The sequence below is a fragment of the Streptomyces herbicida genome (assembly GCF_032656585.1).
GTDB lineage: Bacteria > Actinomycetota > Actinomycetes > Streptomycetales > Streptomycetaceae > Streptomyces > Streptomyces herbicida.
The window spans coordinates 1-13,010 of record NZ_JAUYWJ010000011.1; the positions used below are offsets into that span (position 1 = coordinate 1).

12 protein-coding genes, 2 rRNA genes and 1 pseudogene are annotated in these 13,010 nt (G+C 72.4%); 13 read left to right on the top strand and 2 right to left on the bottom strand.

The window, feature by feature from the left end; genetic code table 11:
- The 4 genes and pseudogenes from Q8A52_RS22930 to Q8A52_RS22945 all read left to right on the top strand — a co-directional run.
- A 23S ribosomal RNA gene (locus Q8A52_RS22930) occupies positions 1-106 on the top strand; the annotation flags it as partial.
- Between the two features lie 106 nt (positions 107-212).
- Positions 213-329: ribosomal RNA gene (gene rrf, locus Q8A52_RS22935) — 5S ribosomal RNA — on the top strand.
- Positions 330-848: 519 nt separating this feature from the next.
- Positions 849-1,442 (top strand): annotated as a pseudogene (locus Q8A52_RS49430) (hypothetical protein); the annotation flags it as partial.
- A 93-nt stretch (positions 1,443-1,535) separates the two neighbouring features.
- Positions 1,536-2,318 (top strand): tetratricopeptide repeat protein, encoded by a 783-nt coding sequence (locus Q8A52_RS22945; protein WP_316755236.1) that lies wholly within the window; start codon positions 1,536-1,538, stop codon positions 2,316-2,318.
- An 86-nt stretch (positions 2,319-2,404) separates the two neighbouring features.
- On the opposite strand, the gene Q8A52_RS22950 is transcribed toward Q8A52_RS22945, so the two are convergent.
- Positions 2,405-3,688 (bottom strand): DUF1015 domain-containing protein, encoded by a 1,284-nt coding sequence (locus Q8A52_RS22950; protein WP_316754637.1) that lies wholly within the window; start codon positions 3,686-3,688, stop codon positions 2,405-2,407.
- A 73-nt stretch (positions 3,689-3,761) separates the two neighbouring features.
- Between Q8A52_RS22950 and Q8A52_RS22955 the strand changes: the two genes are divergently transcribed.
- The 4 genes from Q8A52_RS22955 to Q8A52_RS22970 all read left to right on the top strand — a co-directional run bounded on the left by Q8A52_RS22955 (position 3,762) and on the right by Q8A52_RS22970 (position 7,890).
- Positions 3,762-4,829, top strand: a complete 1,068-nt coding sequence (locus Q8A52_RS22955; RefSeq protein ID WP_316754639.1) for an HAD hydrolase-like protein — start codon at positions 3,762-3,764, stop codon at positions 4,827-4,829.
- A gap of 93 nt (positions 4,830-4,922) precedes the next feature.
- Complete coding sequence (locus tag Q8A52_RS22960) at positions 4,923-5,966, top strand: FecCD family ABC transporter permease (protein ID WP_316754641.1); 1,044 nt, start codon at positions 4,923-4,925, stop codon at positions 5,964-5,966.
- On the top strand, positions 5,963-7,018 hold the full coding sequence (locus tag Q8A52_RS22965) for a FecCD family ABC transporter permease (protein ID WP_316754644.1): 1,056 nt from the start codon (positions 5,963-5,965) through the stop codon (positions 7,016-7,018). Before Q8A52_RS22960 ends, Q8A52_RS22965 begins: the two co-directional genes overlap by 4 nt.
- Positions 7,015-7,890, top strand: a complete 876-nt coding sequence (locus tag Q8A52_RS22970; protein WP_316754646.1) for an ABC transporter ATP-binding protein — start codon at positions 7,015-7,017, stop codon at positions 7,888-7,890. Before Q8A52_RS22965 ends, Q8A52_RS22970 begins: the two co-directional genes overlap by 4 nt.
- On the opposite strand, the gene Q8A52_RS22975 is transcribed toward Q8A52_RS22970, so the two are convergent.
- A complete protein-coding gene (locus Q8A52_RS22975; protein WP_316754648.1) occupies positions 7,874-8,221 on the bottom strand; it encodes an SCP2 sterol-binding domain-containing protein in 348 nt (115 codons plus the stop codon). The two genes, Q8A52_RS22970 and Q8A52_RS22975, sit on opposite strands and share 17 nt — an antisense overlap.
- A 42-nt stretch (positions 8,222-8,263) precedes the next feature.
- Here Q8A52_RS22975 and Q8A52_RS22980 point away from each other — a divergent pair, with 42 nt between their 5' ends.
- The 5 genes from Q8A52_RS22980 to Q8A52_RS23000 all read left to right on the top strand — a co-directional run bounded on the left by Q8A52_RS22980 (position 8,264) and on the right by Q8A52_RS23000 (position 13,007).
- Positions 8,264-8,557, top strand: coding sequence for a hypothetical protein (locus Q8A52_RS22980; RefSeq protein WP_316754650.1), 294 nt, complete (start codon positions 8,264-8,266; stop codon positions 8,555-8,557).
- A gap of 7 nt (positions 8,558-8,564) precedes the next feature.
- Entirely contained in the window at positions 8,565-9,380 is an 816-nt protein-coding gene (locus Q8A52_RS22985; RefSeq protein WP_316754652.1) for a TlyA family RNA methyltransferase, read from the top strand.
- Positions 9,377-10,282 (top strand): NAD kinase, encoded by a 906-nt coding sequence (locus Q8A52_RS22990; RefSeq protein ID WP_316754654.1) that lies wholly within the window; start codon positions 9,377-9,379, stop codon positions 10,280-10,282. Before Q8A52_RS22985 ends, Q8A52_RS22990 begins: the two co-directional genes overlap by 4 nt.
- 225 nt (positions 10,283-10,507) lie before the next feature.
- Positions 10,508-12,226: a DNA repair protein RecN gene (gene recN, locus Q8A52_RS22995; RefSeq protein ID WP_316755238.1), complete on the top strand. Its 1,719-nt coding sequence runs from the start codon at positions 10,508-10,510 to the stop codon at positions 12,224-12,226.
- A 25-nt stretch (positions 12,227-12,251) separates the two neighbouring features.
- A complete protein-coding gene (locus Q8A52_RS23000) occupies positions 12,252-13,007 on the top strand; it encodes a hypothetical protein (RefSeq protein WP_316754656.1) in 756 nt (251 codons plus the stop codon).
- Positions 13,008-13,010 lie beyond the last annotated feature (3 nt).

Genomic DNA, 13,010 nt, shown 5'->3' on the forward strand with positions numbered 1-13,010 from the left:
CTTGATGGGGTAAGGCTCCCAGTAGACGACTGGGTTGATAGGCCGGATATGGAAGCCAGGTAACTGGTGGAGTTGACCGGTACTAATAGGCCGAGGGCTTGTCCTCAGTTGCTCGCGTCCACTGTGTATGTTCTGAGGCAACGAACTGTTGCCGGCTTCAGAGCTGAACAGACAAGTAAAAAGTGTGCTTGTTCGCTCGAAACCATTAGGGTTTCGGTGGTCATAGCGTGAGGGAAACGCCCGGTTACATTCCGAACCCGGAAGCTAAGCCTCACAGCGCCGATGGTACTGCAGGGGGGACCCTGTGGGAGAGTAGGACGCCGCCGAACAATCTTTGGAGGACCCCTGGTCCCAGCGTTCAGCTGGGACCAGGGGTCCTTTTGTTTTTAGAATGACTTGCGGTACCGAAGACAGGAGTCATCATGTCCACCAACTCTCCCGACGACCGACCGGAGCGCGACCAGCGGCGACGGGACAGTGGTGACCGCGGTGACCGTGGCGGGTACCGAGGCGACCGCAGTGACCGTGGTGACCGCGGTGGCTTCCGCCGGGACAACGACCGCGGTGGCTACGGCCGTCGCGACGACCGGCGTGGTGACGACCGCCGGGACGACCGGCGTGGTGACGACCGCGGTGGCTTCCGTCGCGACGACAGCCGCGGCGGTGGGTACGGCCGCCGTGACGACCGCCGTGACGACCGGCGGGAAGGCGACCGTGGACCTCGTCCCGCCCACCGCCGAGACGACCGTACCGGTGGGCCGCGTCGGGACGACCGTGGTGACCGCGGTGGCTTCCGCCGGGACAACGACCGCGGTGACCGTCCCTCCTACCGTCGCGATGACCGTGGCGAGCGCCGTGACGACGACCGTGGTGGCCACCGCCGTGACGACCATCGCGACCATCGCGGTGGTTACGGTCGCCGTGACGACCGTGATGACCGCCGTGACGGCGACCGGGGCGGTTACCGCCGTGACGACCGTGGCGAGCGTCGTGACGGCGACCGGGGCGGTTACCGCCGTGACGACCGTGGCGAGCGTCGTGACGGCGACCGGGGCGGTTACCGTCGCGACGACCGTGATGACCGTCGTGACGGCGACCGGGGCGGTTACCGTCGCGACGACCGTGGCGAGCGTCGTGACGGCGACCGGGGCGGTTACCGCCGCGACGACCGCGGTGACCGTGGCTTCCGTCGTGACGACCGCGGCGATCGCGGGGACCGCGGTGGCTACGGCCGTCGCGATGACCGTCGGGACGACCGGCGCGGTGAGGACCGTGGCGACCGCGCCGGATTCCGGCGTGACGACAGCCGCGGTGGTGGCTACGGCCGCCGTGACGACCGGGGTGAGCGCAGTGGCTTCCGCCGTGACGACCGCGGCGGCGATCGCGGCGACCGCGGTGGATACGGCGGCGGCCGTCGTGACGACCGGGGCGGTCGCCCCGGTGGCTTCCGTGGCCGGCCCGGTGACGACCGGCGCGGTGGTGGCCGCTTCCGCGAGGAGCGCGAGCGGGACCGCGACCGTGAGCCGATCAAGCGGCTGCCGATCCACGAGGACGTCACGGGCGACGAGATCGACAAGGACGTACGGCAGGAGCTGCAGAGCCTCCCGAAGACGCTCGCGGAGGACGTCGCCAAGAACCTGGTGATGGTCGCGCGGCTCATCGACGAGGACCCCGAGCGCGCGTACGGGTACTCCAAGGTGGCCCTGCGCCTGGCGTCGCGTGTCGCCGCCGTCCGCGAGGCGGCCGGGTTCGCGGCCTACGCGAACCAGAAGTACAGCGAGGCGCTCGCCGAGTTCCGGGCCGCGCGGCGTATGACCGGCAACATGGACCTGTGGCCGGTCATGGCCGACTGCGAGCGCGGGCTCGGGCGGCCGGAGAAGGCGCTGGACATGGCGGGCGCCCCCGAGGTGCACAAGCTGGACAAGGCCGGCCAGGTCGAGATGCGGCTCGTCGCCGCCGGCGCCCGGCGTGACATGGGGCAGCTGGACGCGGCGATCGTGACGCTGCAGAGCCCCGAGCTGGCCTCCAACTCCGTGCAGCCCTGGACCGCCCGTCTGCGGTACGCCTACGCTGACGCGCTGCTGGCCGCCGGGCGTGAGAGCGAGGCCCGTGAGTGGTTCGCGAAGGCCGTCGAGGCCGACCGCGACGGCAGCACGGACGCCTCCGACCGGCTGGCCGAGCTGGACGGTGTGGAGTTCGTCGACGCCTTGGACGAGGGCGAGAACGACGGCGAGCACGACAGCGACGGCGACAGCGACAGCGACAGCGACAGCGACGAGTCGCAGGACGCCGCCGATGAGGACGGCGACAAGGACTGACGTCCGTCAGTGAGAGAGGGCGGGATCCCGGGCAACCGGGATCCCGCCCTTTTCGTGTCACGGGTCGTCGTTCGACCGTCGTCGTGTCAGAGGTCCAGCGCGCGCAGCACCAGCCCCGAAGCCGGCTTCGGGCCGAACGACGTCGACTTGCGGGGCATCGTCACGCCCTCGCGGGCCAGATCGAGTACGACCTCCTCGTGGACCGGGTGGAGCAGGACCGCCGTACCGCCGTTGCGCTCCGCCTTCTCGACCGTGGCGGCCGCGTCGTGGATGTAGGCGATGTGTGCGGAGGAGTCCTCGGGGATGTGCCAGACGTGCTCGAGGAGCGCGGCGTGCAGGACCGTGGCGTCCAGGGTGCGCCAGGCGACGGGACGGTCCGCCGGGACCGTGCGGTCCAGGAGGTCCGGGTCCGGACGGTCGATCAGATGGAAGGCGCCGTCGCCGGCCAGCAGGAAGGCGTTGTCGGCGCAGGCCGCGTCCGCCAGGACCTCCAGGGCCTCGGGCAACGGCACGTCGAGGTGCCGTACCCGGAACAGGCCGTCCAGGGACGCGAGCGCGTCCGTGACCGGCAGGCCGTGCAGCAGACGGTGGATGGCCCGGACCCGGAGCGGGTAGCGGACCGTGTCCACCAGGAGGACCAGGCCGTAGTCCCAGGGGCTGGGGGAGGGATGCTCCGCGCGTAGACGCAGATAGGTGGCCCAGCGGTGGTGTCCGTCGGCGATCAGGGCCTGACGCTGGGACAGGTCCGACTGGACGAGGGCCACTTCGGCGGGGTCGGTGACCGACCACAGACGGTGGTGGAAGCCGTCCTCGGTGGTCGTCGAGAGCAGCGGGGGTCGTTCGGCGGTGCGTTCGACGACGTCGGACGCGGAGCCGTTGCCGCGGTAGGTCAGGAGCAGGGGCTCCAGATTCGCGCAGGTGGCGCGCATCAGGGCGGCGCGGTCGGCGACGATGGGCGGCATGACGTCCTCGTGCGGCAGGACCACACCTTCCGAGGGCTCCGAGACGCGCAGGGCACCGATGATGCCGCGCTGCAGCATGCCGTCGCCGTCGCTCTGCTCGTAGATGTACAGACCCGGCTCGGGGTCGGTGGTCAGGACGCCCTCGTCGAGCCAGCGGCGCAGGGTGTCGGCCGCCTGTTCGTTGCCTGCGCTGGGGGTGCCGGCCTGCGGAAGGATCAGCCGGACGATGTTGTGCGGATCGGCCGATTGGAGGTGGTGCAGGCCGTCGGGGCGGACGACGACGTCGTAGGGCGGGGATGTCACGGCGGCCAGGCTGCCGACCCGGTCGGGGTCGTAGCGAAGGCCTCGGAACGGGGTCAGTTCCAGGCCTCGGCGCGCCGTTGCTTCCGAGTGACCTGCAGTGTTCATCCCGGCATCGTACGTGTGCCGGTGGCGTGCGGGATGATCGGTGGGTAAGCGAGCGAACGAGGAGCGATGTGGAATGAGCCAGGGCGTCAGGACGAGGCCCGAGGGCAGTGGCCAGCCCCTGAGCGAGGCGTACGACACGGCGCTGCTCGATCTCGACGGGGTGGTGTACGCGGGCGGGAACGCGATCGTGCACGCGGTCGAGTCGCTGGCCGTGGCGCGTGCGGGCGGTATGCATCTGGCCTACGTCACCAACAACGCGCTGCGGACTCCCGACGCGGTGGCCGAGCACCTGAGCGAGCTGGGGATACCGACGGGTGCCGGAGATGTCATCACCTCCGCGCAGGCGGTGGCGCGGCTGATCAGCGAGCAGGTGCCGGCGGGGGCGCGGGTGCTGGTGATCGGCGGTGAGGGCCTGCGGGTGGCGCTGCGCGAGCGCGGTCTTGAGCCGGTGGAGTCGGCGGAGGACGATCCGGCGGCGGTGGTGCAGGGCTATGGCGGGCCCGACCTGACCTGGGGACGGTTCGCCGAGGCCTCGTACGCGGTCGCGCGCGGGGTGCCGTGGTTCGCCTCCAACACCGACCTGACCATCCCGAGCGGGCGCGGGATCGCGCCGGGCAACGGCGCGGCGGTGGAGGTCGTACGGATCGCCACGGGAGCCGAGCCGCAGGTGGCGGGCAAGCCGTTGCCGCCCATGCACCGGGAGACGATCCTGCGGACGGGTGCGGAGCGGCCGCTGGTGGTCGGGGACCGGTTGGACACGGACATCGAGGGCGCGTTCAACGGCGAGGTCGACTCGCTGCTCGTGCTGACCGGCGTCACCGACGGCGCCCAGCTGCTCGCCGCGCCGCCGCAGCACCGGCCGACGTACGTCGACGCCGATCTGCGCGGCCTGCTCACCGGCCAGCCGGAGATCACCCGGGAGGGTGAGGGTTTCCGGTGCGGCGGATGGACGGCCACCGCGGGGAGCACGGGGGTCCCCCCTGCTCGAGCGAAGTCGAGAGCTTGGGGGCGGCTGGAGCTGGAGGGCGACGGCGAAACCCTCGACGGTCTGCGGGCCCTGTGCGCGGCGGCCTGGACGGCGGCCGGGGAGGGCTCGTGCGAGCTGGACGGCGGGAAGGCGCTGGCGCGGCTCGGCCTGTGAGTGCCACGGGCCGGTGCGGGCGGCGGGCGCGTGAACCCGTGCGCCCGCGCCTCGGCATCGAGATCGTATGCGAGGGTAGGCTAACCTAACCACGTGTTGGTCGACAGTCCTCCCGAACAGCGCGCGGAGACCGCCCCCGCGCCCCCAACCCGTCGGGCGATACGGGCCGTTGGGCTCGTCGCCTCCGTGGCGATCCTGGTGCTCGTCGCCCTGGCGAGCATCGCGATCGGCGCGAAGGCGCTCCCGCTGGACCAGGTCTGGCACGGCCTGTTCCACGACTCGGGGACATACGGCGACGTCGTCGTCGACGAGCGGCTTTCGCGCACCGTCCTCGGGCTGCTCGCCGGTGCCGCGCTCGGCCTTTCGGGCGCGGTGCTGCAGGCGCTCACGCGCAATCCGCTGGCCGACCCCGGGCTGCTCGGCATCAACGCGGGCGCCTCGGCCGCGGTCGTCACCGCCATCACCTACTTCGGCGTCACGAGCCTGAGCGGGTACGTGTGGTTCGCGTTCGCCGGCGCGGCGGCGGTCGGTGCGCTGGTCTGGTTCCTCGGCGGCAGCCGGGGCGCCACACCGGTGCGCCTCGCGCTCGCCGGTACGGCGATCAGTGCCGCGCTGTACGGCTATCTCCAGGCCGTGATGATCATGGACGACTCGGCGCTGGGCAAGATGCGCTTCTGGACGGTCGGTTCACTGGCCTCGGCGACGGACTCGACCATCCTGCAGGTGCTGCCGTTCCTCGCGGTCGGCACCCTCCTCGCCCTCGGGCTCGCCCGGCCGCTGAACGCCGTGGCGATGGGCGACGACACCGCCCGCGCCCTCGGCGCCAACCTCAACCGCACCCGGGCCCTGGCCATGCTCGCCGCCACCGTACTGTGCGGCGCCGCGACCGCGGCCTGTGGGCCCATCGTGTTCGTCGGCCTGATGGTCCCGCACGTCGTGCGCTCCTTCACCGGCCCCGACCTGCGCTGGATCCTGCCCTACGCGGCCGTCCTGTCGCCGGTGCTGCTGCTCGGCGCCGACGTCGTCGGCCGGATCGTCGCCCGGCCCTCGGAACTCCAGGTCGGCATCGTCACCGCGATCATCGGCGGTCCGGTCTTCATCTTTCTCGTACGACGGCGGAGGACGGCGCAGCTGTGAAGACCCACCAGACGAGCCGCGCGGGCCGCGCCCTGCGCACGCCCGGCGGGCTCTCCGTCCGGCTGGACGTCCGCGCGCTGATCGTCGTCGTCCTGCTGCTGGTGGCCGCGCTCACCGCGAGCGTGCTGCTGATCGGCACCGGCGACGCCGAGATCCCGGCCGTCGACGTCCTCAGGACACTGGCCGGGAACGGTACGGCGTTCCAGGACTTCATCGTCAACGAGCTGCGGCTGCCGCGCGTCCTGGTCGGCCTCCTGGCCGGCGCCTCGCTCGGCCTCGGCGGCGCCCTGTTCCAGTCCGTCTCGCGCAACCCGCTGGGCAGCCCCGACGTGCTCGGTCTCTCCCAGGGCTCGACGGCCGGCGCGCTCGTCGTGATCGTGCTGACGTCCGGGTCCGCCGACGAGGTCACCATCGGCGCGCTGATCGGGGGCCTGGTCACCGGGCTCGCCATCCATCTGCTCGCCTGGAAGCAGGGCGTGCACGGATACCGGCTGGTCCTGGTCGGCATCGGTGTCTCCGCCGTCGTCACCGCCGTCAACGGCTATCTGCTCACCAAGGCCGACCTCGTCGACGCGGCCCGCGCGGTCGTGTGGATGACGGGGTCCCTCAACGGCCGCGACTGGAGCCAGGTCTGGCCGCTCCTCGCGCTGTGCGCCGTTCTCGTACCGCTCGTCCTCGCGAACGCGCGCGGCCTCAGGATGCTGGAGATGGGCGACGACGTCTCGTACGCCCTCGGGGTGCGCGTGGAGCGCGTACGGCTGCTGATGATGGTCTCGGCCGTCCTGCTCACCGCGGCCGCCACCGCCGCCGCGGGCCCCGTCAGCTTCGTGGCGCTCACCGCGCCGCAGCTCGCCCGGCGCATGACCCGCTCGCCGGGCCCGAACCTGGTGCCCTCCCTGTGCATGGGGGCCGCCCTGCTGGTGACCGCCGACTGGGTCTCGCAGCGAGCCTTCGGCGCCGACCAGCTGCCCGTGGGCGTGGTCACCGGTGTCCTGGGCGGTGTCTATCTGCTGTGGCTCCTTGTCACCGAGCGCAAGGCAGGCCGGATATGACCGCCACCGGCGAGACGAACAACCGAAGGAGCACTGTGAACCGCCTGTCCGCCGAGAGGGTCACCCTCGCCTATGACCAGCGCGTCATCGCCGAGCAGCTGTCGGTGGAGATCCCCGACAACTCGTTCACGGTGATCGTCGGCCCGAACGCGTGCGGCAAGTCGACGCTCCTGCGGGCGCTGTCCCGGATGCTCAAGCCCAGCCGGGGCCGGGTGCTGCTCGACGGCCAGGTCATCCAGTCGATGCCCGCGAAGAAGGTCGCGCGGACGCTCGGTCTGCTGCCGCAGTCGTCCATCGCGCCCGACGGAATCACCGTCGGCGACCTGGTCGGCCGCGGCCGCTACCCGCACCAGGGCATCCTGCGCCAGTGGTCCGCCGAGGACGAGCGCGTCGTGCAGGAGTCCATGGCGCAGACCGGCGTCGCCGAACTCGCCGAGCGGTACGTCGACGAGCTGTCCGGCGGTCAGCGCCAGCGCGTGTGGATCGCCATGGCGCTCGCCCAGCAGACCCCGCTGCTGCTGCTCGACGAGCCGACCACCTATCTGGACATCCAGCACCAGATCGACGTCCTCGACCTGTGCGCCGAGCTGCACGAGGACCAGGGCCGCACCCTGGTCGCCGTGCTGCACGACCTCAACCACGCCGCCCGGTACGCCACCCACCTCATCGCCCTGCGCGGCGGCACGGTGATCGCCGAGGGCGCGCCGAACGACATCGTCACCGCGGAGCTGGTCGAGGAGGTCTTCGGACTGCGCTGCCAGGTCATCGACGACCCGGAGACGGGAACGCCCCTGGTGGTGCCGTCGGCGCGCAGGGCCCGCACGGAAGTGAAGGTCGCCGCCGCAAAGGTCGCCGCTACAGAAGCTTCCTGAGGCGGAACAGGTCGAGCAGGCTCGCCTCCAGCTTCACCCGGCCCGAGCCCCAGGCCTTGGCGAAGTTCAGTCCGCCGTCGACCAGGGCCACCATGTCGTCGCCGGCCATGGTGAGCCGGATCTGGGCCTTCCTGGGGGGCGGTCCCGGAAGGGTCTCGTCGACCACGATCCGGCCGTCGGTCATCCGACCGACGAAGGTGACGTCCAGGTCGGTGACGTAGCAGCTCACAGAGCGGTCCAGGGCGGCGGCCTCGCGGGCGCCGCCCTCGGCGTCCTGCATGTTGTCCGAAAGCTTTTCGAGTGCGTCGCGGCACTCCTCGATCGTGGCCATCGCGATCGACGTTACCTCAGCGGTTCGAGGTAGCGTCTGGGCATGAACGACACAGTGCCGGAGACCGAGGGCCCGCAGGAAGCGGGGGTCGAACCCGAGTACGACTCCGAGTACGACCCCGCCGCGCCCGCCCCGCTGGAGGTCCCGTGCACCCCCACCGGCAACGCCGAGGTCGACGCCCAACTGGAGCGGCTGGCCGACGCCGACCACCTCGCCACCGACGGTCACATCGAGGTGTACGAGGATGTACATCGGGGGCTGCGCGACGCGCTCACCGCGCTCGACGCCCGCCCGGGACCTCCGGCGCCCCCGTCGTCGTTCCAGAGCAGGAGCTGAACCGAACGTGGCAGGAGTCGCACGCCGTCGTCTGGACGCGGAGCTGGTCCGCCGGAAGCTCGCGCGCTCGCGCGAGCACGCCAGCCAGCTGATCGCCGCCGGACGGGTCACCGTCGGCAAGACCGTCGCGACGAAGCCGGCCACACAGGTGGAGACCGCGGCCGCGATCGTGGTCCAGAACGACGACAGCGACCCGGAGTACGTGTCCCGGGGCGGCCACAAGCTGGCCGGCGCGCTGGCGGCATTCGTGCCCCGGGGGCTTGTCGTCCAGGGGCGGAGGGCGCTCGACGCCGGCGCGTCCACCGGCGGCTTCACCGACGTCCTGCTGCGGGCGGGCGCCGCGCACGTCGTCGCCGTCGACGTCGGCTACGGCCAACTCGCCTGGTCTCTGCAGAATGATGAACGCGTCACCGTCAAGGACCGTACGAACGTACGCGAGTTGACGCTTGAAGCGATCGATGGGGAACCTGTGGATCTTGTCGTGGGTGATCTGTCCTTCATCCCGCTCGGCCTGGTGCTGCCCGCCCTGAAGCGGTGCGTGCAGCCGGACGCCGACCTGGTGATGATGGTCAAGCCGCAGTTCGAGGTGGGGAGGGAACGACTGGGGAGCGGGGGAGTCGTACGGAGTCCGCAGCTGCGGGCGGAGGCCGTACGGGGCGTGGCCGAGAAGGCGTGGGAACTGGGGCTCGGTGTGCGGGGGGTCACCGCCAGCCCGCTGCCCGGACCGTCCGGCAATGTCGAATACTTTCTGTGGCTGCGGGCCGGAGCACCGGAACTGGACCCGGCCGATGTTGACCGTGCAGTGGCGGAGGGGCCGCGTTGACACAGAATCGAGCTCGTACTGTTTTCCTGCTCGCCCACACCGGGCGGCCCGCGGCCATCCGCAGCGCCGAGCTCGTGGTCAAGGGGCTGCTGCGGTCCGGCGTCGGCGTACGGGTCCTGGAGTACGAGGCGCGCGATCTGCCGCTGCCGGACGAGGTGGAGCTCGTCGAGGAGGCGACCCCGCAGAGCCTCGACGGCTGCGAGCTGCTGATCGTGCTCGGCGGTGACGGCACGCTGCTGCGCGGCGCCGAGTTCGCCCGCGCGTCCGGCGTGCCGATGCTCGGCGTCAACCTCGGCAGCGTCGGGTTCCTCGCGGAGGCCGAGCGCGACGACCTCGACAAGGTCGTCGACCGGGTGGTCAGCAGGGCCTACGAGGTCGAGGAGCGGATGACCGTCGATGTCGTCGTGCACCGCAACGGCGACATCGTGCACACCGACTGGGCGCTGAACGAGGCCGCGGTGCAGAAGGCGGGCGCCGAGAAGCTCCTCGAGGTCGTGCTGGAGATCGACGGGCGGCCGGTGACCGGCTTCGGGTGCGACGGGATCGTGCTGTCGACGCCGACCGGGTCGACGGCCTACGCCTTCTCCGCGGGCGGGCCCGTGGTGTGGCCCGAGGTCGAAGCCCTGCTGATGGTGCCGATCTCGGCCCACGCGCTGTTCGCGAAGCCGCTCGTCACCTCGCCGGAGTCGGTGCTCGCCGTGGAGGTGCTGCCGCACATTCCGCCGGGCGTGCTGTGGTGCGACGGCCGGCGCACCGTCGAGCTGCCGCCGGGGGCACGGGTCGAGGTGCGGCGGGGCGCGGTGCCGGTGCGGCTGGCCCGACTGCACCACGCCTCGTTCACGGACCGGTTGGTGGCGAAGTTCGCACTGCCGGTCTCCGGGTGGCGGGGCGCGCCTCACTAGCGCCTGTCCGGCGGATCAGGCCGCAGGGCACGAGCGGTGACTCATAGGCGCCGGTGGCGTGCCAAGCCCCGCGTCTGTGGCAGGATCCGCCGGACAGGCCCTAGCTCGCGCGGGTGACACCGCCTGCTCGATGCGCAATCGTCACCTGCACCTTCACACGATGGAGGCGGGGGCCGTCGCACTTCCCCGCCCCGACCTCGTAAGGTCTTGTCCGTGCTGGAAGAGATGCGGATACGGTCGCTCGGAGTCATCGACGATGCCGTCGTCGAGCTGTCGCCCGGGTTCACTGCCGTCACCGGTGAGACGGGTGCGGGCAAGACCATGGTGGTCACCAGCCTGGGGCTGCTGCTGGGCGGGCGCGCGGACCCGGCGCTCGTACGGATCGGCGCCGGCAAGGCGGTCGTCGAGGGACGGATCACCGTGCCCTCGGGTGCCGCCGTCGTCGTACGGGCGGAGGAGGCCGGCGCCGAGCTGGACGACGGGGCCCTGCTGATCAGCCGTACCGTTTCCGCCGAGGGGCGGTCGCGGGCCCATGTGGGCGGGCGCAGTGTGCCCGTGGGGGTGCTCGCCGAACTGGCCGACGAACTGGTCGCCGTGCACGGGCAGACCGACCAGCAGGGCCTGCTCAAGCTGTCCCGGCAGCGGCAGGCCCTCGACCGGTACGCGGGCGAGGCGGTCGCCGGGCCGCTGGCCAAGTACACGGAGGCCTACCGGCGCCTGCGCGCCGTCTCCGCCGAGCTGGAGGAGATCGTCACGCGCGCGCGTGAGCGCGCGCAGGAAGCCGACATGCTGCGGTACGGGCTCGACGAGGTCGCGGGCGTCGAGCCGCGGGCCGGCGAGGACGCGGAGCTGGCGGAGGAGGCGGAGCGGCTCGGTCACGCGGAGGCGCTGTCGTCCGCCGCGACCGCCGCGCACGCCGCTCTCGCGGGCAATCCCGAGGACCCCGAGGGCATCGACGCGGCGACCCTCGTGGCGGGTGCGCACCGGGCCCTGGAGGCCGTGCGCTCCCACGACCCGGCGCTGGCCTCGCTCGCCGACCGCATCGGCGAGATCGGGATCCTGCTGGGCGACGTCGCGGGCGAGCTCGCCGGGTACGCCGACGACCTGGACGCCGACCCGCTGCGGCTGGCGGCCGTGGAGGAGCGGCGGGCCGCGCTCACCGCGCTCACCCGCAAGTACGGCGAGGACATCAACTCCGTGCTGGCCTGGGCCGAGCAGGGCGCCGCGCGGCTGACCGAACTCGACGGCGACGACGAACGGATCGGCGAGCTGACCGCCGAACGGGACGCGCTCCGTACCGAGCTGGGCGGTCTCGCCCAGGCGCTGACGGACGCGCGCACGGAGGCGGCGGAGCGGTTCGCCGCCGCCGTGACCGCCGAGCTGGCCTCCCTCGCGATGCCGCACGCGCGCGTGTCCTTCGACATCCGGCAGGCCGAGGACCCCGAGGGCGTCGAGGTCGGCGGGCGCGCGGTCGCGTACGGCCCGTCGGGCGCCGACGAGGTCGAGCTGCTGCTCGCGCCGCATCCGGGCGCGCCGCCGCGGCCCATCGCCAAGGGCGCCTCCGGCGGTGAGCTCTCGCGCGTGATGCTCGCCGTGGAGGTCGTGTTCGCGGGGACCGACCCGGTGCCGACGTATCTCTTCGACGAGGTCGACGCCGGCGTCGGCGGCAAGGCCGCGGTCGAGATCGGCCGACGGCTGGCGCGGCTGGCGAAGACCGCTCAGGTCGTCGTGGTCACCCACCTTCCCCAGGTCGCCGCCTTCGCGGACCGGCAGCTGCTCGTGGAGAAGACCAACGACGGGTCGGTCACCCGGTCCGGCGTGAAGGTCCTCGAGGGCGAGGAGCGGGTCCGTGAACTGTCCCGGATGCTCGCCGGGCAGGAGGACTCGCAGACGGCCCGGGCACACGCCGAGGAACTGCTGGCCGCGGCCCGCGCGGACGGCTAGCGGGGCCGCCTTTTAGGCTGGCCGGATGCTCACCCGTACTCGAAGGACCGGCTCGTTCCTACTCGCCGCCGCGCTCACCGGCGCCGCGACCGCCGCCCTGCGCGCCAAAGCGCCGGGCGGACGGGAGCGTTGGGAGCGGAAGAACCATGCCGGGCGGACCGTCGGGCTGTACGCAGGCGCCGCGTCCGCCGGTGCCACCGCCCTGGCGGCCGGACGCACCCACCCCGCCGCCGGGTTCGCGGTGCTGGCCGCCGGGGCGTGCGGGGCCTACGACGACGTGGCCGGGGCCGGCGACCCGCGGAGCGGTTTCCGGGCGCATCTGGCCGCGCTGCGCGAGGGGGAAGTCACCAGCGGCGCGGTCAAGTTGGTCGGTGTCTCGGCCGCCGGGCTGGTGGCGGGGGCGGTGCTGAAGGAGCGGTTCCTCGACAAGTTGCTCGCGGGGGTCGTGATCGCCGGGGCCGCGCACTTCGTCAACCTCGTGGACGTACGGCCGGGTCGGGCCGCCGGCGCGGTGCTCGCGCTCGGGGCGCCGGGCCTGCTGCGGAAGGGGCCGGGGGCCGAGCTGGCCGCGGTCGCGATGGGGGCCGCGGCGGCCGTGCTGCCCGAGGATCTCGGTGAGCGCGTGATGATCGGTGACACGGGGGCGCACGCCCTGGGCGCGACTCTCGGCGCTGCCGTCGTCGCGGGCAACGGGCGCGTCGGACTGCTCGCGCACGCCGTCGCGGTGGTGGCCGCGGCCGTGTGCGGCGACCGGGTGAGCGAGCCGGCCCGCTCGCTGTGACGG